24 protein-coding genes are annotated in these 25138 nt (G+C 63.2%); 17 read left to right on the top strand and 7 right to left on the bottom strand.

Features of this window, described 5'->3' with window-relative positions:
• The first annotated feature begins 112 nt into the window (after positions 1-112).
• From IRZ77_RS13635 to pdeM, 6 genes are all read left to right on the top strand, one after another.
• On the top strand, positions 113-2554 hold the full coding sequence (locus tag IRZ77_RS13635; RefSeq protein ID WP_153671566.1) for a penicillin acylase family protein: 2442 nt from the start codon (positions 113-115) through the stop codon (positions 2552-2554).
• 106 nt (positions 2555-2660) lie between these two features.
• Entirely contained in the window at positions 2661-3677 is a 1017-nt protein-coding gene (locus tag IRZ77_RS13630) for a ligase-associated DNA damage response exonuclease (protein WP_153671567.1), read from the top strand.
• Positions 3674-5332, top strand: coding sequence for an ATP-dependent DNA ligase (locus IRZ77_RS13625; protein ID WP_153671568.1), 1659 nt, complete (start codon positions 3674-3676; stop codon positions 5330-5332). Before IRZ77_RS13630 ends, IRZ77_RS13625 begins: the two co-directional genes overlap by 4 nt.
• Positions 5333-5493: 161 nt before the next feature.
• On the top strand, positions 5494-6609 hold the full coding sequence (locus IRZ77_RS13620; protein WP_135001630.1) for a succinylglutamate desuccinylase/aspartoacylase family protein: 1116 nt from the start codon (positions 5494-5496) through the stop codon (positions 6607-6609).
• Between the two features lie 67 nt (positions 6610-6676).
• The gene (locus tag IRZ77_RS13615; RefSeq protein ID WP_153671569.1) at positions 6677-9130 is read left to right on the top strand and encodes a ligase-associated DNA damage response DEXH box helicase; all 2454 of its coding nucleotides are present in this window, start codon (positions 6677-6679) and stop codon (positions 9128-9130) included.
• Positions 9127-9780, top strand: a complete 654-nt coding sequence (gene pdeM / locus IRZ77_RS13610) for a ligase-associated DNA damage response endonuclease PdeM (protein WP_046614741.1) — start codon at positions 9127-9129, stop codon at positions 9778-9780. The genes IRZ77_RS13615 and pdeM overlap by 4 nt, the downstream gene beginning before the upstream one ends.
• A gap of 10 nt (positions 9781-9790) precedes the next feature.
• Here the strand turns inward: pdeM and IRZ77_RS13605 are convergent, their stop codons facing one another.
• Positions 9791-10018, bottom strand: coding sequence for a hypothetical protein (locus IRZ77_RS13605; protein ID WP_046614742.1), 228 nt, complete (start codon positions 10016-10018; stop codon positions 9791-9793).
• A gap of 93 nt (positions 10019-10111) precedes the next feature.
• Positions 10112-10678 (bottom strand): dCTP deaminase, encoded by a 567-nt coding sequence (dcd, locus tag IRZ77_RS13600; protein WP_046614743.1) that lies wholly within the window; start codon positions 10676-10678, stop codon positions 10112-10114.
• A gap of 328 nt (positions 10679-11006) precedes the next feature.
• Between dcd and IRZ77_RS13595 the strand changes: the two genes are divergently transcribed.
• Positions 11007-11216, top strand: a complete 210-nt coding sequence (locus IRZ77_RS13595) for a cold-shock protein (protein ID WP_003254922.1) — start codon at positions 11007-11009, stop codon at positions 11214-11216.
• Between the two features lie 168 nt (positions 11217-11384).
• On the opposite strand, the gene apbC is transcribed toward IRZ77_RS13595, so the two are convergent.
• On the bottom strand, positions 11385-12479 hold the full coding sequence (apbC, locus tag IRZ77_RS13590; protein ID WP_016713757.1) for an iron-sulfur cluster carrier protein ApbC: 1095 nt from the start codon (positions 12477-12479) through the stop codon (positions 11385-11387).
• Positions 12480-12637: 158 nt separating this feature from the next.
• Between apbC and metG the strand changes: the two genes are divergently transcribed.
• From metG to IRZ77_RS13555, 7 genes are all read left to right on the top strand, one after another.
• Positions 12638-14677 carry a methionine--tRNA ligase gene (metG, locus tag IRZ77_RS13585; RefSeq protein ID WP_196173667.1) on the top strand — a complete coding sequence of 680 codons (2040 nt, stop codon included), beginning with the start codon at positions 12638-12640 and terminating at the stop codon, positions 14675-14677.
• 106 nt (positions 14678-14783) lie between these two features.
• Positions 14784-15332 carry an Rnf-Nqr domain containing protein gene (locus IRZ77_RS13580; protein WP_108481806.1) on the top strand — a complete coding sequence of 183 codons (549 nt, stop codon included), beginning with the start codon at positions 14784-14786 and terminating at the stop codon, positions 15330-15332.
• Positions 15329-16303 carry an RnfABCDGE type electron transport complex subunit D gene (locus tag IRZ77_RS13575; RefSeq protein ID WP_085601557.1) on the top strand — a complete coding sequence of 325 codons (975 nt, stop codon included), beginning with the start codon at positions 15329-15331 and terminating at the stop codon, positions 16301-16303. The genes IRZ77_RS13580 and IRZ77_RS13575 overlap by 4 nt, the downstream gene beginning before the upstream one ends.
• Entirely contained in the window at positions 16300-16902 is a 603-nt protein-coding gene (locus tag IRZ77_RS13570) for an RnfABCDGE type electron transport complex subunit G (protein ID WP_153671570.1), read from the top strand. The genes IRZ77_RS13575 and IRZ77_RS13570 overlap by 4 nt, the downstream gene beginning before the upstream one ends.
• The gene (locus IRZ77_RS13565) at positions 16895-17419 is read left to right on the top strand and encodes an Rnf-Nqr domain containing protein (protein ID WP_108481803.1); all 525 of its coding nucleotides are present in this window, start codon (positions 16895-16897) and stop codon (positions 17417-17419) included. Before IRZ77_RS13570 ends, IRZ77_RS13565 begins: the two co-directional genes overlap by 8 nt.
• A gap of 4 nt (positions 17420-17423) precedes the next feature.
• Positions 17424-18062 carry an endonuclease III gene (gene nth, locus IRZ77_RS13560; RefSeq protein WP_025340388.1) on the top strand — a complete coding sequence of 213 codons (639 nt, stop codon included), beginning with the start codon at positions 17424-17426 and terminating at the stop codon, positions 18060-18062.
• A 104-nt stretch (positions 18063-18166) separates the two neighbouring features.
• Positions 18167-18343 carry a PA3496 family putative envelope integrity protein gene (locus IRZ77_RS13555; RefSeq protein ID WP_003258006.1) on the top strand — a complete coding sequence of 59 codons (177 nt, stop codon included), beginning with the start codon at positions 18167-18169 and terminating at the stop codon, positions 18341-18343.
• Positions 18344-18386: 43 nt separating this feature from the next.
• Here IRZ77_RS13555 and IRZ77_RS13550 read toward each other — a convergent pair whose 3' ends face one another.
• The gene (locus IRZ77_RS13550) at positions 18387-19007 is read right to left on the bottom strand and encodes a response regulator transcription factor (RefSeq protein WP_046614750.1); all 621 of its coding nucleotides are present in this window, start codon (positions 19005-19007) and stop codon (positions 18387-18389) included.
• A 366-nt stretch (positions 19008-19373) separates the two neighbouring features.
• On the opposite strand from IRZ77_RS13550, the gene IRZ77_RS13545 reads away from it, so the two are divergent.
• Complete coding sequence (locus IRZ77_RS13545; RefSeq protein WP_046614751.1) at positions 19374-19856, top strand: hypothetical protein; 483 nt, start codon at positions 19374-19376, stop codon at positions 19854-19856.
• Between the two features lie 70 nt (positions 19857-19926).
• Here IRZ77_RS13545 and IRZ77_RS13540 read toward each other — a convergent pair whose 3' ends face one another.
• Positions 19927-21144 (bottom strand): argininosuccinate synthase, encoded by a 1218-nt coding sequence (locus IRZ77_RS13540; RefSeq protein ID WP_196173665.1) that lies wholly within the window; start codon positions 21142-21144, stop codon positions 19927-19929.
• A 273-nt stretch (positions 21145-21417) separates the two neighbouring features.
• Entirely contained in the window at positions 21418-22335 is a 918-nt protein-coding gene (locus IRZ77_RS13535) for a flagellar protein MotY (RefSeq protein ID WP_025340390.1), read from the bottom strand.
• 130 nt (positions 22336-22465) lie between these two features.
• On the opposite strand from IRZ77_RS13535, the gene pyrC reads away from it, so the two are divergent.
• Together pyrC and rnt are read left to right on the top strand one after the other, a co-directional pair.
• Positions 22466-23512 carry a dihydroorotase gene (gene pyrC, locus IRZ77_RS13530; protein ID WP_046614753.1) on the top strand — a complete coding sequence of 349 codons (1047 nt, stop codon included), beginning with the start codon at positions 22466-22468 and terminating at the stop codon, positions 23510-23512.
• Between the two features lie 59 nt (positions 23513-23571).
• Positions 23572-24183 (top strand): ribonuclease T, encoded by a 612-nt coding sequence (rnt, locus tag IRZ77_RS13525; protein ID WP_225917480.1) that lies wholly within the window; start codon positions 23572-23574, stop codon positions 24181-24183.
• A gap of 160 nt (positions 24184-24343) precedes the next feature.
• Here the strand turns inward: rnt and IRZ77_RS13520 are convergent, their stop codons facing one another.
• Positions 24344-24946 carry a peroxiredoxin gene (locus IRZ77_RS13520; protein WP_003254945.1) on the bottom strand — a complete coding sequence of 201 codons (603 nt, stop codon included), beginning with the start codon at positions 24944-24946 and terminating at the stop codon, positions 24344-24346.
• Positions 24947-25138 lie beyond the last annotated feature (192 nt).

Here is a 25138-nt window from a genome sequence, read left to right as displayed (position 1 = left end):
ACCCCCCACGCCAAGCACAAAAAATAAACCGCCCAGGGACCTTGCATGGCGCCTGCGCGCTCACTACCTTAGCGCCTTTCGAAACCCGCCACGCCTTGCAGGAGCCCTCGTCATGGCCGCCTCCGCCTTTCCTCCATTCCGCCCGCGGTTCGCAACCGCTGCCACGCTGCTCGGCATGCTCGGGCTGGCAGGCTGCCAGACGGGCGGCTATCAGGACAGCGTGCCACCGGCCAGCGGTGTGCAGCCGCTCAAGGGTCTGGCGCAGAACGTGTCGGTTCGGCGCAACGCAATGGGCGCACCATTGATCGAAAGCAGCAGCTTCCATGACGCGCTGTTCAGCTTGGGCTATGTGCATGCCGGCGACCGCATCGAGCAGATGGTCGCCATGCGCCTGCTGGCCCAGGGCCGCCTGGCAGAACTGGCCGGCAGCGACGCGCTGGACATCGACCGCCTGATGCGTGCGGCCAACCTCAAGCAGAGCGCCGCCCAGCAGTATGCTGACGCCTCGCCACGGCTCAAGCGCTTCTTCGAAGTGTATGCGCGCGGCGTCAACGCCTACCTGTTCCGCTACCGCGACAAACTGCCCGCCGGCCTGGCCAGCAGTGGCTACCGCCCCGAATACTGGAAGCCCGAAGACTCGGCGCTGATCTTCAGCCTGTATGCCTTCAGCCAGTCGGTGAACCTTCAGGAAGAACTGAGCGCCCTGACCCTGGCGCAGAAAGCCGGCAGCGACAAGCTGGCCTGGCTGCTGCCTGGTGCACCGGACGAGCCGTTGGCCGAAGCCGAAGTGGACAAGCTCAAGGGCCTGAACCTGGCCAACCAGTTGCCGGGGCTGCCGGCCCTGGCGGCTGCCAGCCAGAAGCTGGCCGACCTCGACCTTCTGGGCAGCCCGGGCTCGGCCAACCTGGCCCTGGCGCCGCAGCGCAGCCGCAGCGGCAAGAGCCTGCTGGCCAGCGACAGCCGAGCCGCCTGGGCCCTTAGCCCGGTGCAGATCCACACCGGCAAGTACCAGGTCGCCGGCCTGTCGCTGCCTGGTTTGCCGATCGTGCTGGCCGGCTACAACGGCAAGCTGGCCTGGAGCAGCAGCGCGGTCATGGCCGATAACCAGGACCTGTACCTGGAGCAACTGCGCCACCAGGGCAGCCAGCTGAGCTATCTGGCCGACGGCAAATGGCTGCCGGCCCGCGCCCGCAGCGAAACCTTCTTCGTCCGCGGCCAGCGCCCGCTGCGCGAGGTGATGTACGACACCCGTCACGGCACCCTGCTGGCCCAGCCAGGCAATGCCAGCCTGGGCCTGGCGCTGAACCTGCCACAGTTCAAGGGCGACCGCAGCCTGGATGCTTTGTTCGACCTGACCCGCGCCAAGAACGTGGAACATGCCTTCGACAGCACCCGTGAGGTGAGCGCCGCCGCGCTCAACTTCGTCTTCGCCGAACCCGAACACATCGGCTGGCAAGTCAGTGGCCGCTACCCCAACCGCCGTGAAGGCCAGGGCCTTCTGCCCTCGCCGGGCTGGGACGGGCGCTACGACTGGGACGGCTATGCCGACCCGATGCTGCACCCTTACGACCAGGACCCGCCCGCCGGCTGGATCGGCCACGCCAACCAGCGCAGCCTTCCGCGTGGCTATGGCATGCAGCTGTCCAGCACCTGGTACTACCCCGAACGCGCCGAACGCCTGGCCCAGCTGGCCGGCAATGGCCGCCACGACAGCCGCAGCCTGATGGCCCTGCAGAACGATCACACCACCCTGCTGGCCGACAAGCTCAAGCAGATGTTTGATGCCCCAGGCATGGCCCAGCCGCTCAAGCAGGCGATCGATGCGCTGCCCGCCGCACAGCGCGACAAGGCCAGCGACGCTCTGGCCCGACTCAAGGCCTTTGATGGCCGTCTGAGCCCTGTATCGGCCGATGCCGCGCTGTACGAACTGTTCCTCCAGGAAGTCGCCCGGCAAACCTTCCTCGACGACCTGGGCCCGGAATCCGGCCCGGCATGGCAGGCTTTCGTCAGCAATGCACGGTTGTCGTTCTCGGCACAGGCCGACCACCTGCTGGGCCGCGACGACAGCCCATTCTGGGATGACCGCAGCACCCCGCAGAAAGAAGACAAGCCGGCCATTCTAGCGCGCAGCCTGGCGGGCGCGGTGGATGCTGGCACCGCGCAACTGGGCGCCGACCGCCGCACCTGGCAGTGGGGCAAGCTGCACCAGTACCGCTGGCCTGCACCGGCCTACCATGGCCTGGGCGACGCCCTCGGCCGCTCGCCGCTGGCTGCCGGTGGAGACTTCACCACCCTGGCCTTGACGCCATACGCCTGGGGCAGGGATTTCGACACCCGCCTGCCGGCCTCGGCGCGGATGATCGTCGACTTCGGCCAGGCCGAGCCATTGCAGGTGCTGACCAGCAGCGGGCAGTCCGGCAACCCGGCCAGCAAGCATTACAGCGATGGGCTGGACGCCTGGTTCAAAGGGCGCTTCATGAGCCTGCCACTGCAACAGCAGAACTTCGCGCGGGCATATGGCAACCAGCGTTTGACGTTGGTACCCGGGAAGTAAGCAGTAGCATCTGTGTTGGGGCCAACTTGTGCCCCAACCATTCCCAGTCGAACTTCCCGCCCCTACCATGGTTCCTAACTGGTAACTCCAAGCCAGCACCCATGCCATGGACCTCGTCATCGCCCGCCCCGAAGGCCTGTACTGTCCGCCAGGTGATTTTTACATCGATCCCTGGCGGCCAGTGGAACGTGCCGTCATCACCCACGGCCACGGCGACCATGCCCGCGTCGGCAACCGCCACTACCTCACCGCCGCCCCAGGCGCCGGCATCCTGCGCAGCCGCCTGGGCCAGGACATCGACCTGCAAACCCTGCCTTACGGCGAACGCCTGCTGCACCATGGCGTAACCCTGAGCCTGCACCCAGCCGGGCATGTACTGGGCTCGGCGCAAGTGCGCCTGGAATATCAGGGTGAGGTCTGGGTCGCGTCCGGCGACTACAAGGTGGAACCCGACGGCACCTGCACGCCGTTCGAACCGGTGCGCTGCCACACGTTCATCACTGAATCGACCTTTGGCCTGCCCATCTACCGTTGGCCCAGCCAGGGCGAGATCTTCAGCAGCATCAATACCTGGTGGCGCGCCAATAGCGAACAGGGGAAAGCCAGCGTGCTGTTCTGCTACGCCTTCGGCAAGGCCCAGAGAATCCTCCACGGGCTGGACGCCGACATTGGTCCTGTCCTCGTGCATGGCGCTGTCGAACCACTCAACCGGGTGTACCGGGACGCTGGCGTCTACCTTCCGCAAACCCGCTATGTCGGCGATATCCCACGCAACGACCCGCTGCTGCGCCAGGCACTGGTCCTGGCACCGCCTTCGGCGGGTGGCAGCAGCTGGATGCGCCGTTTCGGCGACTACAGCGATGCCTTTGCCAGTGGCTGGATGCTGTTGCGCGGCACCCGTCGCCGGCGCGGGGTAGACCGAGGTTTCGTGCTCTCGGACCATGCCGATTGGCCGGGGTTGCTCTGGGCCATCGGCCAGACTGGCGCAGAACGCGTGATGGTCACCCACGGCTCGGTCAATGTGCTGGTGCGATACCTCATCGAACAAGGCCTCGATGCCCGCGCCTTCGTGACCGAGTATGGCGAGGAAGATGACGTGGTAGCCGCGGAGCCAGACGCATGAAAGCATTCGCCGAGCTGTACCTGAGGCTGGATGCGACCACCTCCAGCACTGCCAAGCTCACGGCGCTGCGCGACTACTTCAGCACCGCCCCGGCTGGGGATGCCGCCTGGGCGGTGTACTTCCTGGCAGGCGGCCGCCCTCGTCAACTGGTACCTACACGCGTGCTGCGGGAGCTGGCCGGCAGGTTGGCGGGGCTGCCTGACTGGCTGTTCGAGGAATGCTACCAGGCCGTTGGCGACCTGGCCGAAACCATTTCCCTGCTGATACCGGAAAGCCATCACCCTGGCGACGACGGCCTCGCCCGCTGGGTCGAAGCCCATCTACTGCCATTGCGCGGGTTGCCGGTAGAGGAGATCCAGGAACGCCTGCCGCCTCTTTGGGCCCAACTGGACCGACCCAGCCTGATGCTCTGCCTGAAACTCATCACTGGCAGCTTTCGAGTGGGCGTATCGAAGCTGCTGGTCACTCGCGCCCTCGCGCAACTGGCCGGGCTGGATGCCAAACGCGTGGCCCAGCGTCTGGTTGGCTACACCGACATCAGCCACCGCCCGACGCCAGCCAGCTATCAACGGCTGATAGCCCCGGAGTCAGACGATGAACATAGCCAGCGTGGCGGCCAGCCCTACCCGTTTTTTCTGGCCCACCCCCTTCAGGTACCAACCGACCAGCTCGATGCACTGCTCGGGCCGCCGAGCGAATGGCAGATCGAATGGAAATGGGACGGCATTCGCGCCCAGGTGGTCAAGCGCGAAGGCCAGCTGTGGGTCTGGTCGCGCGGTGAGGAACTGGTCACCGAACGCTTCCCCGAATTGCACAGCCTGGCGCAGACGCTACCCGACGGTGTCGTGCTCGATGGCGAGATCCTGGTATGGAAACCCGGTGGTTCAGCAGATGAACTGGCTGTACAACCCTTTGCCATGTTGCAGCAGCGCCTGGGGCGCAAGACCTTGGGCAAGAAGCTGTTGAGCGACGCACCGGTCGTGCTGCAGGCCTACGACCTGCTGGAATGGCAAGGCGAGGACTGGCGCAGCCGGCCGCAGCATGCACGCCGCCAACAGCTGGAACACGTGCTTGAGCAGCATCCATTGGCCCCGGTGTTGCTCTCGCCTCTGCTCGAAGGCCAGGACTGGGCCGACCTTGCCCGCCAGCGCGAACAATCCCGCAGCCTGGGGGTGGAAGGGCTGATGCTTAAGCAGCGCGAGGCCTTGTATGGCGTGGGGCGCACCAAGGACATGGGCACGTGGTGGAAGTGGAAGATCGACCCGTTCAGCGTCGATGCCGTGCTGATCTATGCCCAGCGCGGTCATGGCCGGCGGGCCAGCTTGTACAGCGACTACACCTTCGCCGTGTGGGACGCGCCAGCCGGTACGCCGGGGCGGGCATTGGTTCCCTTTGCCAAGGCCTATTCAGGGCTCAGTGACGAAGAAATGCGCAAGGTCGACGCCATCATCCGCAAGACCACGGTTGAAACTTTCGGGCCGGTACGCAGCGTGACGCCAACGCTGGTGTTCGAGCTTGGGTTCGAGGGCATCGCCCTGTCCAGGAGGCACAAGAGCGGCATTGCCGTGCGTTTTCCGCGGATGCTGCGCTGGCGGCTGGACAAGCCAGTGGAAGAAGCGGATGACCTGGCCACATTGCAGGCGCTGTTGGCCTGATAACATTTCTGGACCGTGCTGGCTTCTTCGCGGCTAAACCCGCAAAGAAGCCAGCGCGGTGACCGGGAGGGCACCGATGCAGGCGCAAGGCCAAAAACTGTGCTTCTATCTGTGTGCCGCCCCGTGTCGCAGACCGTTTTCGCCACGCACCCAGGACCACCATGCACCATTCAACTCACGACCTGCTCTCGCCCGTTCCGGGTATCACCCGCCAGTTGCACAGCTTCCACTTCGGACCTCGCGGTGGCGGCAAAGTCTATATCCAGGCCTCGCTGCATGCCGACGAGCTGCCCGGCATGCTGGTGGCCTGGCACCTCAAGCGCCGCCTGGGTGAACTGGAACAGCAAGGCCGCCTGCAACGCGAAATCATCCTGGTGCCGGTGGCCAACCCGGTCGGTCTGGAACAAGTGCTGCTGGATGCGCCGCTGGGGCGCTTCGAACTGCAAAGTGGTGAGAACTTCAACCGTAACTTCGTCGACCTTTCGGACAGCATCGGCGACCAGATCGAAGAGCACCTTACCGAAGACCCGGCGCACAACCTTGCGCTGATCCGCGAATACCTGCGCCGCGGGCTGGACGCACACCCGGCGCGCACACCGCTGCAAGCCCAACGCCTGATACTGCAGCGCCTTGCCTGCGATGCCGACATGGTGCTGGACCTGCACTGCGACTTCGAGGCGGTCGAGCACCTGTACACCACGCCAGACGCCTGGCCGCAGATCGAGCCGCTGGCCCGCTACCTGGGTGCCCAGGCCAGCCTGCTGGCTACCGACTCAGGCGGGCAGTCGTTCGATGAGTGCTTCAGCCTGGTCTGGTGGCAGTTGCAGCAACGCTTTGGCAAACGGTTCCCGATTCCGCTGGGCTGCTGCTCGGTCACCGTCGAGCTGCGCGGCCAGGCCGATGTAAGCCACGACCTGGCCAGCAAGGACTGTCAGGCGATCCTCGACTTCCTGACCCATGCGGGGGTCATCGAAGGAGCTGCAGCCGCCCTGCCCGCCTTGCGCTGCCCGGCCACGCCGCTGGCCGCCGTCGAACCGGTGATAACGCCACTGGGCGGGCTGCTGGTGTACCACGCCCGGCCAGGCCAGCACCTGGAGGCGGGCCAGCTGATCGCTGAAGTAATCGACCCGCTCAGCGACCGGGTCACTGCCATCCGCAACAGCCAGCCCGGCCTGCTTTATGCACGAAACGTACGGCGCATGGCTACCGCAGGCATGGTCATCGCCCATGTCGCAGGCGAGCAGGTGTGCCGCAGCGGCTACCTGCTTGCCAACTGATCCGGTAAAACCATTGCACCAGCCTGGTTGTCTGTAGCAACACAGCCACCGAAGGACCCTATGCCCCATGCCCGCCGCCACCGACCTCGCCAAGGCCTGGTTCGCCAAGCGTGGCTGGAAGCCTTTCGCTTTCCAGCGCCGTGTCTGGGCTGCCGTGGAACGAGGCGAATCCGGCTTGCTGCATGCCAGTACCGGTGCCGGCAAGACCTACGCGATATGGCTCGCCGCGCTGCGGGCCTTCAAGGCCCAAGCCCAGGGACGTCATGCTGCCCCCTTGCAGGTGGTGTGGGTCACCCCCATGCGAGCCTTGGCCGCCGACACCGCCCGCGCGCTGCAGCTGCCGCTGGACGACCTGGGCCTGCCCTGGAACGTGGGCGTTCGCAGCAGCGACACCGGCAGTGCCGAACGTGCCCGGCAAGCACGGCGCCTGCCCAGCGTACTGGTCACTACCCCTGAAAGCCTTACGCTGCTGTTGACCCGGGCACAAGCCCGCGACGACTTCGCCACGCTGCGCCTGGTAGTGGTGGACGAATGGCACGAACTGCTGGGCAACAAGCGTGGGGTACAACTGCAACTGGCTCTGGCCCACCTGCGCCATTGGCACCCGACCCTGCCGACCTGGGGCCTGTCTGCCACCCTCGGCAATCTTCAACATGCGCTGGACGTATTGCTGCCACAAGGTGGCTTGCTGGTACAAGGCCGACAAGACAAGCCGCTACAGGTCGATACCCTGCTGCCAACGGCCATCGAGCGCTTCCCCTGGGCTGGGCACATGGGCTTGAAGATGCTCGACCAGGTCAGTCGGGAAATCGACGCCAGCAGCAGTTGCCTGGTATTCACCAACACTCGGGCGCAGGCCGAACTCTGGTACCAGGCCCTGCTCGAAGCACGCCCCGACTGGGCCGGACTGATTGCCTTGCACCATGCCTCGCTGGCCCGCGATACCCGTGACTGGGTGGAGCGCAGCCTCAAGCAAGGCAGGCTGAAGGCAGTGGTCTGCACCTCCAGCCTGGACCTGGGAGTAGACTTCCTGCCCGTGGAGCGAGTACTGCAGATCGGTTCTGCCAAGGGCATTGCCCGCCTCGTGCAACGGGCCGGGCGCTCCGGCCATGCGCCGGGGCGCCGCTCCCGGGTTACTTTGGTGCCCACCCACAGCCTGGAACTGGTGGAAGCAGCCGCCGCCAGGCAGGCCCTGGCAGCCGGGCACATCGAGGCCCGTCATTCGCCGCGCTTGTGCATGGACGTGCTGGTGCAACACTTGGTCAGCATGGCCCTGGGCAGTGGCTTTCATCCGGAGCAGTTACTGGACGAAGTGCGTAGCACCTGGGCCTTTCGCCAGTTGCGCGACAGCCAGTGGCAATGGGCGCTGGACTTCGTCTGTCATGGCGGAAGTTCACTGAGCGCCTACCCGGATTACCAGCGCGTCGAGCGCCAGGCCGACGGCGCTTACCGGGTTGCCAGCGAACGTCTGGCACGCCGCCATCGCATGAGTATCGGTACCATCGTCAGCGACGCCAGCCTGCAGCTCAAGTACTGGAGCAAGGGTGGTGGGGGCAAGGCGCTGGGCAGCGTTGAAGAGGCATTTATTGCCCGTTTGCGCCCTGGCGATACCTTGGTGTTCGCCGGGCGAGTGCTGGAGCTGGTGCGCGTGGAAAACATGACCGCTTACGTACGCCGCAGCACCGCGCGCAAGGCGGCGGTTGCACGCTGGAATGGTGGCCGCATGCCGCTCTCCAGCGAACTGGCCAACGCACTGGTCGAGCAGTTCGGCGCAGCATCTCAGGGGTGTTTCCAAGGCCCGGAGATGCGCGCAGTGCGCCCCTTGCTTGCCTTGCAGGCGCAGTGGTCGGCGCTGCCCACTCCCACCACGCTGCTGGCCGAAACCTTCAAGTCGCGCCAGGGTTGGCACCTGTTCCTGTATCCGTTCGCCGGGCGTATGGCAAACCTTGGCCTGGCCAACCTGATTGCCTGGCGAGTGAGCCGCGTGCAGCCGCTTTCGGTTTCGATTGCCGTCAATGACTACGGGTTCGAACTGCTCAGCCCTGGCAACGTGGACTGGGCAACGCACCTGCCGCAGGCACTCGGTACCGAACACCTGCTGGACGATGTGCTGGCCAGCCTCAATGCAGGAGAAATGGCATTGCGCCGCTTTCGCGAGATCGCGCAAATTGCCGGGCTGGTGTTTGGCGGGTATCCGGCGGCGCAGAAAAGCCTGAGGCAGATCCAGGCCTCCAGCGGGTTGTTCTACGAGGTATTTCGCAAGCACGACGCTGGCAACCTGCTGCTGACCCAGGCACGGGACGAAGTGTTGAACGAGGAACTGGAGATCGAGCGGCTGCACCGGCAATTGCTGAAAATGGGGCAGTTACGGCTGGAGCTGCGACAGCTTGAGCGGCCTGGGCCATTGGCCTTTGCCTTGCTGGTGGAAGGCATGCGCGAGACATTGAGCACCGAGAAGCTGGCGGACCGGATTGCCAGGATGGTCGCTGAGCTGAACAGTGTGGCGGACGCTACGGTATGACCAACTTTCTATCCATCGAACACCATGGCCAAGTGCTCTGGCTGCTTTCGGACAAGGCGATCTACTGGCCAGCCCGCCGTGCCCTGCTGGTGGCCGACGTGCACATCGGCAAGGCAGCGAGTTATCGCGCCCTGCACCAACCGGTACCACGCGGCACCACCGACGCGACACTCGATCGCCTAGATGCATTGCTGGCCGCACATGATTGCGAGCAACTGATCATTCTTGGCGATTTCCTGCATGCACGAACAGCGCGTGCGCCGGCAACGCTCGCCAAGCTGCAGACGTGGCGGGAACGGCACAAGGCCCTGAAAATTGTGCTGATACGCGGCAATCATGATAGGAACGCCGGTGATCCACCCGTGTCGCTCGAAATAGAAGTCTTGAGCGAACCCTGGCTGCTGGAACCCTTCGCGCTACAGCACGAACCCGATCCACACCCGAGCCATCCGGTACTGGCAGGCCATGTACATCCGGTATTCGTATTGCGTGGCAAGGCTCGGCAACGCCTGCGGCTACCTTGCTTCCTGATCGACGGCCAAGTCAGCCTGCTGCCGGCGTTCGGTGAATTCACCGGGGGTTGGGAAATCGCGCCCACGAGCACCAGCCGGGTGTATCTCGCCGGAGCAAACCGTGTCTGGGCACTCTAGCCGAGGTCGTTCAGGCTACAGGCGCCGGAGGAGGCTCATCAGGCAAGGTTGGCTCGCCCGGTTCCATGGGTGGTGTTTCACCGGGCTCCGGCGGTTGCGGGGTATCCGGGTCAGGCTGGTGGGGCACACCGCCCGCCTGCATGGGCAGCGGGTGTGCCAGCAGTGACCATGGCAGCAACCCGACGTGGTTGGGCTGCAGAACTGCCAGCTTGGCACTGATTGCGGGGTGGAGTTTCATTGGCTGCTCCTGACAAGGCCGCTGCGCATCATGCGCACCGGCGTTATCCAGTTGGAGTGCCAAAGGCGCGGGGAATTCCCCGCGCTCGTCGGCTCAGGTACGCGGCAGGGTGACGCCGCGTTGGCCCTGGTACTTGCCGCCACGGTCCTTGTACGACACGTCGCATTCTTCGTCGGACTGCAGGAACAGCATCTGGGCCACACCTTCGTTGGCGTAAATCTTCGCCGGCAGCGTGGTGGTATTCGAAAACTCCAGCGTCACATGGCCTTCCCACTCGGGCTCGAGCGGGGTGACGTTGACGATGATGCCGCAACGGGCGTAGGTGCTCTTGCCCAGGCAGATGGTCAGCACGTCGCGCGGAATGCGGAAATACTCGACGGTGCGCGCCAGGGCGAAGGAGTTCGGCGGGATGATGCATACGTCGCTCTTGATGTCGACGAAGCTGCCGGCATCGAAGTTCTTCGGGTCGACGGTGGCCGAATTGATGTTGGTAAACACCTTGAATTCGTCGGCGCAGCGCACGTCATAGCCGTAGCTGGAAACGCCGAAGGAGATCACCCGGCTGTCCTGTTCGCCGCGCACCTGGCGCTCGACGAACGGTTCGATCATGCCGTGTTCCTGCGCCATGCGGCGAATCCACTTGTCCGATTTGATGCTCATGGCGGGGTGTCCTGAAGAGTTGCGAGGTGAAAATTCGAGACGCGCATCTTACCGGTCCCGGCGCCCAGGTTAAAGTTCCATGCCTCATCCCGCGCCGGGCGGGGGCTGCAGCCGCCGTCGATCCGAATTTGCGTAAAGCGCCTTCTGACCATTGGCAGGTTGCGGAAAGTGGGGTAAGGTGGCGCCACTGTGCTGCACGTGACACCGAGAATCTCTAGTTTGATGCACGATCCTGATCGGCCCATCGCTGAATTTTCTGCTCTCTTTGCGCTCAGTCCCGGCCAGGGTTTTTCCTGACCGTTATCAAATTGTCCAAGGAGACAGAAAAATGTCCAACCGTCAATCCGGTGTTGTTAAGTGGTTCAACGATGAAAAAGGCTACGGCTTCATCACCCCTCAGTCGGGCGACGACCTGTTCGTGCACTTCAAAGCCATCCAAGCTGACGGCTTCAAAACCCTGAAAGAAGGCCAGGCTGTTACTTTCGTCGCTACCCGCGGCCAGAAAGGCATGCAGGCTGAAGAAGTTCAGATCGCCTAAGTCGATCGAAGCTTCCTAGCTTTCAAAAAAACCCGCCTTCCGGCGGGTTTTTTTATGCCTGGCCGAAAGACCGAGTCGCTTGCTTCGCGGGTAAACCCGCTCCCACAGGGACAGCGCGGTGCTTGAAGGCTGCGCTGTCCCCGCGAAGCAGGCGACTCGGTCTGCCAGTCAATCTTCGCTGATGGTAATGCTCGGCATCGCCGGCGCCGCAGCTTCCTGTAGCACGATCCGTGCGCCCACCTGGCGGGCCAGTTCCTGATAGACCATGGCAATCTGGCTTTCCGGCTCGGCGATAGCCGTCGGCTTGCCGCTATCGGCCTGCTCGCGAATCAGCATCGACAAAGGCAACGACGCCAGCAGGTCGACGCCGTACTGGCTCGCCAGCTTCTCGCCACCGCCTTCGCCGAACAGGTGCTCGGCATGGCCGCAGTTCGAGCAAATGTGCACGGCCATGTTCTCCACCACGCCCAGCACCGGGATGTTGACCTTGCGGAACATTTCCACGCCCTTCTTGGCATCCAGCAGGGCCAGGTCCTGCGGGGTGGTGACGATCACCGAACCGGCCACCGGCACCTTCTGCGCCAGGGTAAGCTGGATGTCACCGGTGCCCGGCGGCATGTCGATCACCAGGTAATCCAGGTCGTCCCAGGCGGTCTGGGTCACCAGCTGCAGCAGCGCGCCGGAAACCATCGGGCCACGCCATACCATCGGCGTGTTGTCGTCGGTAAGAAACGCCATGGACATGACTTCCACGCCATGGGCCTTGATCGGCACGAACCACTTCTGCTCGCGAATCTGTGGGCGGGTGCCTTCGGCGATGCCGAACATCACGCCTTGGCTGGGGCCATAGATATCGGCATCGAGAATACCCACCCGCGCACCCTCGCGGGCCAGCGCCAGGGCCAGGTTGGCCGCGGTGGTCGACTTGCCCACACCGCCCTTGCCCGAGGCCACTGCGATGATGTTCTTGACGTTGGCCATGGCCGGCACCTGAGCCTGGGCCTTGTGCGCGGCCACCACGCAGTCGATCGACACCTGGGCACTGCTGACACCCTCGAGGTTGCCGATGGCGGTCTGCAGCACCTGGGCCCAGCCGTTCTTGAACAGCCCTGCGGCATAACCCAGCTGCAACTGCACGCTGACCTGCCCGCCCTGGATATCGATGGCGCGCACGCAGCCGGCGCTGACCGGGTCCTGGTTCAGATAGGGGTCGGTGTACTGGCGAAGCACGCCCTCGACGGCGGCACGGGTGACGGCACTCATGGAGACTCCCAATGGCAAACTGAATGTAAAACAGACGCCTATCCTAACCCGTCAATCGTCAGCAGATGCGCATGCGGGGTGAAATATCTTCGCCAGCCCTTTATAGTGGCCGATCAACCTCATTTTTACCCCGTCGCCAGATAAGTAGCCAAGCCACCATGTCCGAGCCACGTCAGATTCTCGTCACCAGCGCCTTGCCCTATGCCAACGGTTCGATCCACCTGGGCCATATGCTCGAGTACATCCAGACAGACATGTGGGTCCGCTTCCAGAAGCTGCGCGGCAACCAGTGCATCTACGTCTGCGCCGACGACGCCCACGGTTCGGCCATCATGCTGCGCGCCGAGAAGGAAGGCATCACCCCGGAGCAACTGATCGCCAACGTCCAGGCCGAACACAGCAGCGACTTTGCCGACTTCCTCGTGGACTTCGACAACTTCCACTCCACCCACAGCGAAGAGAACCGCGAGCTCTCGGGCCTGATCTACGCACGCCTGCGTGACGCCGGGCACATCGCCACCCGTTCGGTGACCCAGTACTTCGACCCGGAAAAGGGCATGTTCCTCGCCGACCGCTTCATCAAGGGCACCTGCCCCAAGTGCGCGGCCGAAGACCAGTACGGCGACAACTGCGAGAAATGCGGCGCCACCTACGCGCCCACCGAGCTGAAGAACCCCAAGTCGGCCATTTCTGGTGCCACTCCGGTACTGCGCGATTCCCAGCACTTCTTCTTCAAGCTGCCGGACTTCCAGGCCATGCTGCAGCAGTGGACCCGCAGCGGCACGCTGCAGGACGCTGTAGCCAACAAACTGGCCGAATGGTTGGACTCGGGCCTGCAGGAATGGGACATCTCTCGCGACGCGCCGTATTTCGGCTTCGAGATCCCGGGCGAGCCAGGCAAATACTTCTATGTGTGGCTGGATGCACCGATCGGCTACATGGCCAGCTTCAAGAACCTCTGTGCACGCCGCCCGGAGCTGGATTTCGACGCGTTCTGGAACGAGGGCTCCAAGGCCGAGCTGTACCACTTCATCGGCAAGGACATCGTCAACTTCCACGCCCTGTTCTGGCCAGCCATGCTCGAAGGTGCAGGCTTCCGCAAGCCAAGCGCGGTCAACGTGCACGGCTACCTGACGGTGAACGGCGCCAAGATGTCCAAGTCGCGCGGTACCTTCATCAAGGCCCGCACCTACCTCGACCACCTGCAGCCGGAATACCTGCGCTACTACTACGCCGCCAAGCTGGGCCGTGGCGTCGATGACCTGGACCTGAACCTGGAAGACTTCGTGCAGAAGGTCAACTCCGACCTGGTCGGCAAGGTGGTAAACATCGCCAGCCGCTGCGCCGGTTTCATCCACAAGGGCAACGAAGGCGTGATGGTGGCTGGCGATGCCGCACCGGAGCTGACCGAAGCCTTCCTGGCGGCAGCTCCGTCGATCGCCGACGCTTACGAAGGCCGCGATTTCGGCCGTGCCATGCGCGAAATCATGGCGCTGGCCGACCGCGCCAACGCCTGGATCGCCGACAAGGCCCCATGGTCGCTGGCCAAACAGGAAGGCAAACAGGATGAAGTGCAGGCCATCTGCGCCCAAGGCATCAACCTGTTCCGCCAACTGGTGATCTTCCTCAAGCCGGTGCTGCCGGTGCTGGCCGCGGACGCAGAGGCCTTCCTCAACGTGGCACCGCTGACCTGGAACGACCACCTGTCACGCCTGGAAAACCACCAGCTGAACCCGTTCAAGGCGCTGATGAGCCGCATCGAACCGGCCAAGGTCGAAGCCATGGTCGCCGCCAGCAAGGAAGACCTGCTGGCCTCCGAAGCCACGGCCCCAGCCGGCAACGGCGAGCTGGCCAAGGACCCGCTGTCGGCGGAAATCGAGTTCGACACCTTTGCTGCCGTCGACCTGCGCGTGGCGCTGATCGTCAAGGCCGAGGCCGTACCGGGTGCCGACAAGCTGCTGCAACTGACCTTGGACATTGGTGATGAGCGCCGCAACGTGTTCTCCGGCATCAAGTCGGCCTACCCCGACCCGTCCCAGCTGGAAGGTCGCCTGACCATGATGGTGGCCAACCTCAAGCCACGCAAGATGCGCTTTGGCGTGTCCGAAGGCATGGTCATGGCGGCCGGGCCTGGCGGCGAAGAGATCTACCTGCTTAGCCCGGACAGCGGTGCCAAGCCGGGCCAGCGCATCAAGTAACAAAACTGCTTGAACTTGTGGGAGCGGGCCTGCCCGCTCCCACAATGATTCCGGCACCTTGACGCCAACCCGGACAATCGCCCCGATTCCCGGCTATCGTCATCTCATGAGCGACTACATCCTGGTCCTGATCAGCGCTGCGCTGGTCAATCACCTGTGCCTGCAACAACAGCCATTTCCCAGGCTGCACCTCCACGTGCACGGCCTCGCCTGCGCACTGTGCATTGCCTTGGGCATGATCGGCGCACGAATACTGGTGCGCGGGGTGCTTGCCCCGCTGCAAGCCCAGGACCTTGCCCTGTTCCTGTTGTTGCCCTGGCTGGCCGTGCTTGCCTGGGGCGCGCCATGGCTGCTGACAAGGTGGCGCCCGAGCTGGCCGGTGACGCAACTGCCCGCGCTGCTGTTGAGCAACGCGGTAGTACTGGGGTTGGCCCTGCAACAGACAAGCGACGACAGCACATGGCTCGCTACCGTGCTGCAAGGCCTGCTGGCCGGCGGCGGCTTCTGGCTGGCGTTGGCGTTGTTCGCCGACCTGCGCCAGCGTAGCAATCATGCCGACGTCCCCGGGGCAATGCGCGGCCTGCCCATCGAATTGCTCGGTGCCAGTGTAATGGCGATGGCGTTTTCCGGCTTCAACGGGCTGCTCACCCAATGACTGCCAAGCCCGACCCGCGGCTACGCACCAGCATGGGGCTGGTGTTGCTGGCTTGCGTACCTGGCCTGTTGGCGCTGTTCTGGCTGCATGGCTGGAGCATGCTAATCAACCTGTTGCTATGCGCCAGTGCCGCGCTGCTGTGCGAGATGTTGTCGCTCAAGTTGCGAGCACAACCGCTGAGCACGGCGCTGAACGACGGCAGCGCGCTGGTGACTGCCGTGCTGCTGGCCGCCGCCCTGCCGACCCTGACGCCGTGGTGGTTGCCGGTAGTTGCAGCCAGCGTTGCCATAGGCATCGGCAAGCAGGCCTTTGGCGGGGTCGGGCGCAACCTGTTCAACCCGGCCATGGTCGGCTATGCCTTCGTGCTGCTGAGCTTCCCGTTGCAGATGAACCATTGGCCGGGGCCGGCACCTGGCCTGCTCGATAGCCTGCAGCTGGTGTTCGCCGGCGGCGAGCAGATCGATGCCTGGGCCCGGCCGACACTGCTCGACGGCCTGCGCCACAATCGCAGCCTGACCATCGATGAACTGTTCGCCAGCCACCCGGGATTCGGCAGCATCGGAGGGTGGGGCAGCGAATGGGTCAACCTTGCGTTCCTGCTGGGCGGCCTGTTTTTGCTGCAACGCAAGGTGATCAGCTGGCATGCGCCGGTTGGCCTGCTGGCAGGGTTGCTCCTGTTCAGCCTGCTGGGCTGGAATGGCTCGGGTTCGGACTCCAACGGCTCCCCCCTGCTGCACCTGTTCTCCGGCTCGACCATGATGGCGGCGTTCTTCATTGCCACCGAGCCGGTGTCCGGCCCGCGGCAGGAGTGGGCGAAGCTGGGGTTCGGCCTGGGGGCGGGCCTGCTGATCTACTTGATCCGTACTTGGGGCAGCTACCCGGACGGCACGGCGTTCGCCATCCTGCTGATGAACCTCATGGCGCCGAGCCTCGAACGCCTGGCTGCGCAGCGCCAGCAGGTTGCACGATGAAGCGTCTGGTACGTGATGTCGGCCTGCTGGTACTGACCGGGGCACTGGCACTGTCGGCAACCCTGGCCTGGCGACACTGGACCAGCGCGGCCATCGCCGACGCCGAGAAACAACTGAATAGCCGCCAGCGGCTGGCGGTGCTGCCAGAAGGAAGTTACGACAACCACCCCCTGGACAACCCGCTGCCCAGGCCCGCCGCACAGCGGCCAAACAGCCGGATCCTGGCAGCTTACCGGGCGACGCTGGCGGGCAAGCCGGCCGCCATCATCCTGGTCACTCAGACCCAGGGCTATGCCGGGCCGATCGTGCTCAGCGTGGCCATTAGCGCGGACGGCCAGCTGATCGGCAGCCAGGTGGTCGAACAACAGGAAAGCCCCGGATTAGGTGCACGCCTGGGAGATCCGCAGCTTAACTGGCTGGAGCAATTTGCCAACCGCCAGTTGGGCGATCGCTGGGCGCTGAAGCGCGACCAGGGCGACTTTGACCAGTTGGCTGGCGCAACCGTGACCTCACGAGCAGTAATCGGCGCGCTGCAAGAGGCGCTGAGATACTTCGATGAGCAGCGCAGCGCGTTGCTGGAGGGCGCCATGCATGAATAGGTTCTACTTGCTCGGCGCAAGCCTGGTGCCCCTGCTGGGCGCCACCCGAACACTGAGCGAAGGGGCCACCATCGGCGTGTGTGCGGTGCTGATGAGCAGCCTTCACCAGCTGTTGCTGGCGCCCCTGCGCCAGCGGCTTGCCACCTGGACCTATGTGCTGGCCAGCCTGCTGCTGTTGGCGGCCCTGGCCAGTTGCCTGCAACTGGCACTGCGTGCCTGGCTGCTGCCAGTGGCACTTGCCCTCGGCCACTATCCCGCACTGCTGTGCCTGCAATGCCTGGCCACTGACCACCTGCTGCCCGATCAAGGGCGCTGGCGCCTGCTCGCCGGCCACCTTTGCGCACTGCTTGCCACATGCCTGCTGCTCGGCGCCAGCCGCCAATGGTTGGCCGACGGTACCGGCCTGCACCTGGCCAGCCTGGCCCCGGGCGCCTTGCTACTGCTCGGACTGCTGTTGGCCTTGTACAATCGCCTGCGTCCGGGCCCCGCCCAACCACGTCGTCAAGGAAAGCTCTGATTTCATGAATGCCGCCAAACGCCTGGAGATCTTTCGCAGGCTGCACGAAGACAACCCCGACCCGAAGACCGAACTGGCCTACACCACCCCGTTCGAACTGCTGGTCGCCGTAACCCTGTCTGCGCAGTCCACCGATGTCGGCGTCAACAAGGCCACCGCACGCCTGTTCCCGGTCGCCAACACCCCCGAGGCCATCTATGCGCTGGGCGTCGAAGGCCTGAGCGAGTACATCAAGACCATTGGCTTGTACAACAGCAAGGCCAAGAACGTCATCGAAGCCTGCCGGCTGCTGATCGAGCGCCATGGCAGCCAGGTACCGCAAACCCGCGAAGCCTTGGAGGCGCTACCAGGCGTGGGCCGCAAGACCGCCAACGTAGTGCTCAATACGGCGTTCCGCCAGCCGACCATGGCTGTGGATACCCATATCTTCCGGGTCAGCAACCGTACCGGCATTGCACCAGGCAAGACAGTGCTGGAAGTGGAGAAAAAGCTGATCAAGTTCGTACCAAAGGATTACCTGCTGGACGCCCACCACTGGCTGATCCTGCATGGGCGCTATGTGTGCCAGGCACGCAAGCCACGCTGCGGCAGTTGCAGGATCGAAGACTTGTGCGAGTACAAGCACAAGACCTCCGACGATTGAGTCGATAGTTGGAAACCACCTGTTTCGATTGAAAAAATCTTTTTTACCGGCGTCTGCTTTCTGGTTATAAGGACGGCCAATGGCCCCTTGGCTTGGAGCGACTCATGAGTAGCGATAAAGACGACCTGTCGATCGAAGATGATTTTGTTGCCGCGGACGACGAAGCGGAACCCCAGGTGGAAACCGCAAAGACCAACCTGAGCAAGCGCCGCACCATCGACAATATGCTGGAAGAAAGGCGCCTGCAGAAGCAGCTGGCCGACTTCGACTACGATCTGTAACCTTGGCAAAGCCTCCTGACTGGAGGCTTTACGGCCCTGGCGGTCAGTTCAACCCTTGCCGCTGCGCCAGCTCGATCAGGTCCACCAGCGACCGCGCATTGAGCTTTAGCAGCAGGCGCGACTTGTAGGTACTGACCGTCTTGTTGCTGAGGAACATGCTGTCGGCAATCTCCTTGTTGGAACGTCCTCGCGCCAGCTGTTGCAACACGGTCATCTCGCGCGCCGAGAGGCGGTTGACCATATCCGCCTCGCTTCCTCCCCTCCCACGTGACACATGCAACGCCTGGTTGGGGAAGTAGCTGTAGCCCGACAGTACGGCCTTGATGGCGCTCAGCAGTTCGGTGAGTTCCTGCTGCTTGCACACATACCCCGCCGCCCCCGCCTGCATGCAGCGCATCGAGAAGTTGCCGGGTGCCTGCGATGTCAGCACCAGTACCTTGCTACCCGGACTGAAGGTTGTCATGCGGCCGATCACCTCCAGGCCATCCAGCTTGGGGATACCGATATCGAGCACCACGATATCCGGCAGGTGTTGCCGTGTCAGTTGCAGCGCAGCCACCCCGTTGTCGGTTTCCGCCACGACGTCATACCCATGCCGCTCCATCAGCATGCGTACGGCCAGGCGTATGACCGGATGATCATCCACGATAAGCACTTTATTCATGCGATATCCATTCATTGCTTTTGCTTTGGCCCGCCAAGATAACCTACACAACGCTTGGCTGGTGCGGTGATTTACCGGCGAAATATATGAACAGATGGAACCTACAACACTTACAGAAATTTCCTACACTCAACCGATGTGCTTGTAACATTCAAATTCCTTGTTACCAAATAAACGGTATCACCGGCCTGCAAAAGTGCACCAGTTGAAAACCGGCCGACACTTAGGGAAATATTCGATTCAAATACGCTGAACAGACGCGGCCATCAGGATTTCGAGCGATTATTCTCACCCGGGAAACAGTCCAGTCTTTAGTTGAGCAACGCCGTAAGGTAAAGATGTGCAAAATCGCTGGAGACGACCCATATGCACCAAGTACAACCTGTCGCCCCGCTGACGATCATTGCCATCTTCGCAGGGATTATCGAAGCCTCCGCCCTTGCCACATTGCCGTTTCTCAGCGAGTCCAGCCAGAAGCTCTATACTTGGTTCCTGGTGGGCTTCCCATTCTTCCTGACGGCACTGTTCTTCCTCACGCTCAACTTCAATTACAAGTCGTTCTATGACCCCTCGTCAAACAGGACGGCAAATGACAACAAGTCGACACAGAGCGATGTGGCGAAACATGCAATGCCCGGCAACACCAGCGAAGCGCTGCAGGGCGAGCCTGTCACATTCATGTTTTCCGGCCCCGATGCCTATCGCATGATGGAGCAGCAATTGCTATCCGCCCTTGCCCAACCGCCTCAGCAAGCGCGCACCTGGCGTTTTTGCAATCTGGATAGGCGTCAGTGTGCACAACTATCGATCAGCACGCTTGATGGACAGGTGGCGAACGACGGCCGTTGAATGCCTCAGGTTTTCCACAGGCCAAAAAAACCCCGGCCTGGGCCGGGGTCCTTGATGCACGTGGCCGCTATCAGAGCAGCGAGCGGCCCTTGTTGGCAGCAATGCGCATACGCAGCGCGTTGAGCTTGATGAAGCCCGCTGCGTCCGCCTGATTGTAGGCGCCGCCATCTTCCTCGAAGGTAGCGATGTTGGCATCGAACAGCGAGTCGTCCGACTTGCGGCCGACAACGGTGACGTTGCCCTTGTACAGTTTCAGGCGAACCACACCGTTCACGTTGACCTGCGAAGCGTCGATCATCTGCTGCAGCATCAGACGCTCCGGGCTCCACCAGTAGCCGGTGTAGATCAGGCTGGCGTACTTCGGCATCAGCTCATCCTTCAGGTGAGCGACTTCGCGGTCCAGGGTGACCGACTCGATGGCACGGTGGGCCTTGAGCATGATGGTACCGCCAGGGGTCTCGTAGCAGCCACGCGACTTCATGCCAACGTAACGGTTCTCGACGATGTCCAGACGGCCGATGCCATTGGCACCACCGATACGGTTCAGGTCGGCCAGGACGGTGGCCGGGGTCTTCTCGACGCCGTCGATGGCAACGATGTCACCGTTGCGGTAGGTCAACTCGATGTAGGTAGCCTGGTCCGGGGCGTTCTCGGGCGAGACGCTCCAGCGCCACATGTCTTCTTCGTGCTCGGTCCAGGTATCTTCCAGGACACCGCCTTCGTAGGAAATGTGCAGCAGGTTGGCGTCCATCGAGTACGGCGACTTCTTCTTGCCGTGGCGCTCGATCGGGATGCCGTGCTTCTCGGCGTAGTCCATCAGCTTCTCGCGGGACAGCAGGTCCCACTCGCGCCATGGGGCGATGACCTTGACGCCTGGCTTCAGGGCATAGGCACCCAGCTCGAAGCGTACCTGGTCGTTGCCTTTGCCGGTGGCGCCGTGGGAAATGGCGTCGGCGCCGGTTTCGTTGGCGATCTCGATCAGGCGCTTGGCGATCAGCGGACGGGCGATGGAAGTACCCAGCAGGTACTCGCCCTCGTAGACGGTGTTGGCGCGGAACATCGGGAACACGAAATCACGCACGAACTCTTCGCGCAGGTCATCGATGTAGATCTCTTTAACGCCCATTGCCTGGGCCTTGGCACGAGCAGGCTCGACCTCTTCGCCCTGCCCCAGGTCAGCGGTGAAGGTCACCACTTCGCAGTTGTAGGTATCCTGCAGCCACTTGAGAATCACCGAAGTATCAAGGCCGCCGGAATACGCCAGTACGACCTTTTTTACGTCCGCCATGCCATCACTCCACGGGGTTGTACGGAAAGGGATCGATTCTAACGACGTTACGGATAAATTTACAGTGGGGCGACAGCTTCTGACGACAAAGCGACAGGAAGTTTCGGAAGGGCGACTTACCGTCGGAAAGTATGAAATGCCGTGTAGGAGCGGCCTTGTGTCGCGATGGGCTGCGCAGCAGCCCCTGGATCTCAGCTATGCAGCGAAAACTGCCGGGGCTGCTGTGCAGCCCATCGCGACACAAGGCCGCTCCTACAGAAAGCTCCGCAGCCTTCAGGACTTGGCAGGTGTTGGCTCAGGGGCCTTTTCGACAGGCTTCTCAACCGGCTTCTCGATTACCGTCACCCGATCCAGTTCAATATTCACCCGACGATTACGCGCCCGGTTGGCTGCATTGGTGTTCTTCGCCAATGGGTAACGCTCGCCGTGGAAACGCACGGTAATCTGCTCTTCCGGAACGCCATGGGCCTTGAGGTAGTCGGCCACCGCCAGTGCCCGGCGGCGCGACATGTCGCGATTGGTCAGGCGGTTGCCACTGTTGTCGGAGTGGCCGTTGAGCTCGACATGGTTCACCGTCGGGTCAGCCTTCATGTAGTCGAGGATCACGTCCAGCCGCGCCTTGGCCGCACCATCCAGCTCGAAGCCGCCCCCGGGGAAGCCCACCTGGGTCTGGCGCACCTGGTCGTAATTCATCGGCAGCAGCTTGCCGGCACAGGCCTGATAGTCGCTGTAGGCCTTGGCGAAGCTGACCGGTAGCACACGCACTTCCATCGGCCTGCCCGCCTCGCCGGCGTAATTGCGTACCACCGTGCTGCGCCCATCGAGCAGGCCGTTGATCAGGCGGCTGGCCTGGCCCTGGGACGAACTGAACAGCACCCCGGTGCGAGCCATGCGCACACTGCCCAGGTTGATGTCGCTGCGCCCGGGTTGCCACGGCGCAGCGGCTGCCAGCAAGGTGGCCGTGCCCGCCCCCAGAACGTTGCTGTCCGAACGCAGCTGGAACACCGGCTGCTCGCCCGCGCGGCGCACGAACTCGCCACTGCCGAAGCCGTCGATCGGCTGGATCAGCCGGCATTCGAACTGGTCACCCTCGACCTTCCAGGCGATGTTCTCCATGCGCGTCTGGAAGGTCAGCGCGCCGGCCGGCAGGCTGGCGAACAGGGTCAACAGGGCTAGGTAACGCTGGCGCACGGGCGGCTCCACAAATTCTGACGGCTTACCTGCAGGCTATCGGACGCTGGGCGGAAAACTTGATAGCCGTGCTCCACCCAGGGTTTTCCGGTAGCATTGGGGCTTGAGTTCGACCCGCCTGGAATCCCCAATGTCCGATCGCCTGACCCTCCTGCGTCCCGACGACTGGCACATCCATCTGCGCGATGGTGCCGTCCTGCCCCACACCGTTGGCGACGTGGCGCGTACTTTCGCCCGTGCCATCATCATGCCCAACCTGGTTCCGCCGGTGCGCAATGCCGCCGAGGCCGGCGCCTACCGTGAGCGCATCCTGGCCGCCCGCCCGGCCGGCAGCCGCTTCGAGCCGCTGATGGTGCTGTACCTCACCGACCGCACCAGCCCCGAGGACATCCGCGCGGCAAAGGCCAGCGGTTTCGTGTACGCCGCCAAGCTGTACCCTGCCGGCGCCACCACCAATTCCGATTCGGGCGTGACCAGCATCGACAACATCTTCCCGGCCATCGAGGCGCTGGCGGAAGTTGGCATGCCGCTACTGGTGCATGGCGAAGTGACCCGCAGCGAGATCGACGTGTTCGACCGCGAGAAGCGCTTCATCGACGAGCACATGCGCCGTGTGGTCGAGCGCTTCCCGACACTGAAGGTGGTGTTCGAGCACATCACCACCAGCGATGCCGCGCAGTTCGTCACCGAGGCCCCGGCCAACGTCGGCGCGACCATCACTGCGCAGCACCTGCTGTACAACCGCAACCACATGCTGGTTGGCGGCATTCGCCCGCACTTCTATTGCCTGCCGATCCTCAAGCGCAACACGCACCAGGTGGCGCTGCTGGACGCGGCCACCAGCGGCAACCCGAAGTTCTTCCTGGGTACCGACTCGGCACCGCACGCCCGTCACGCCAAGGAAGCCGCCTGCGGTTGCGCCGGTTGCTACACAGCCTACGCAGCCATCGAGATGTACGCCGAAGCGTTCGAACAGCGTAACGCGCTGGACAAGCTGGAAGGCTTCGCCAGCCTGCATGGCCCGGCGTTCTATGGCCTGCCGGCGAACACCGACACCATTACCCTGGTCCGCGAGGAATGGACCGCCCCGGACAGCCTGCCATTTGGCGAGCAGACCGTGGTCCCGCTGCGCGCCGGCGAAAAACTGCGCTGGCGCCTGCTGGAGGAAAACGCGTGAGCGAAGACCTCTACGAAGACGATCTGGACAACCAAGGCAGCAGCGGCTCGCGCCACCCCATGGCCGAGCGCTTCCGCGGCTATTTGCCGGTAGTGGTAGATGTTGAAACCGGCGGCTTCAATAGCGCTACCGACGCCCTGCTGGAAATTGCCGCCGTCACCATCGGCATGGACGAAAAGGGCTTCCTGTTCCCCGAGCACACCTACTTCCACCGGGTGGAGCCATTCGAGGGCGCCAACATCGAGGCAGCAGCGCTGGAGTTCACCGGCATCAAGCTGGACCACCCGCTGCGCATGGCGGTCAGCGAGGAAAGCGCGCTGACCGACATCTTCCGCGGCGTACGCAAGGCGCTCAAGGCCAATGGCTGCAAGCGGGCTATCCTGGTGGGACACAACAGCAGCTTCGACCTGGGCTTCCTCAATGCGGCGGTGGCGCGCAATGACCTGAAGCGCAACCCGTTCCACCCGTTCTCCAGCTTCGACACCGCTACCCTGGCGGGCCTGGCTTATGGCCAGACCGTACTGGCGCGGGCCTGCCAGAGCGCCGACATCGACTTCGACGGGCGTGAGGCGCACTCGGCGCGTTATGACACCGAGAAGACGGCCGAGCTGTTCTGCGGCATCGTCAACCGCTGGAAAGAGATGGGCGGCTGGCGCGACTTCAACGATTGAGTTGAAAAAAGCATTCGCGGGCATGCCCGCTCCCACAGAGATTGCACAATGGCTGAGGCCTTTGGGATACCTGTGGTAGCAGGTTTACCTGCGAAGAGGCCGGCACAGAACGGCACAAAAAAACCGGCCACAAGGGCCGGTTTTTTCATGCACGCGGCAATTACAGCTTGCCAGCGTTCTCGCTCAGGTAGGCTGCAACGCCTTCCGGCGAAGCGTTCATGCCTTTGTCGCCTTTTTTCCAGTTGGCAGGGCAGACTTCGCCGTGCTCTTCGTGGAACTGCAGAGCGTCGACCAGGCGCAGCAGCTCGTCCATGTTGCGGCCCAGTGGCAGGTCGTTGACGATCTGCGAACGGACAACACCGTTGGTGTCGATCAGGAAGGCGCCACGGAAGGCCACGCCGCCTTCGGACTCGACGTCGTAGGCCTTGCAGATTTCGTGGGTCATGTCGGCAGCCAGGGTGTACTTGACCTGGCCGATACCGCCGTTGTTGACCGGGGTGTTACGCCAGGCGTTGTGGGTGAAGTGCGAATCGATCGACACGCCGATCACTTCGACGTTGCGTGCCTGGAAGTCAGGGATGCGGTTGTCCAGGGCGATCAGCTCGGACGGGCAGACGAAGGTGAAGTCCAGCGGGTAGAAGAACACCAGGCCGTACTTGCCCTTGATGGCCGAAGCCAGGTTGAAGCTGTCGACGATCTCGCCATTGCCCAGCACGGCCGGAACGGTGAAATCGGGGGCTTTCTTACCAACGAGTACGCTCATTGTAATCTCCTGATGAGGGTGAAAAACCGTTTGCCGGGCCAGACGGGCTTGCCCGACATCCAACAAAGGCCGACCATCATACACGGCTTCTGGTGACAGGCCGACTCCAACGACGAAGCAGCCGCCGGTCGCTCAAGCACGGTCCTTTCAGAAACTCCTTTGACAAGCATTCTCATTAACATTAAGCTCCAC

The organism is Pseudomonas pudica, assembly GCF_015680405.1.
GTDB classification, from domain to species: Bacteria; Pseudomonadota; Gammaproteobacteria; order Pseudomonadales; family Pseudomonadaceae; genus Aquipseudomonas; species Aquipseudomonas pudica.
Note: the sequence above shows the minus strand (reverse complement) of the source record. Positions and strands in the feature narration are given on the sequence as shown.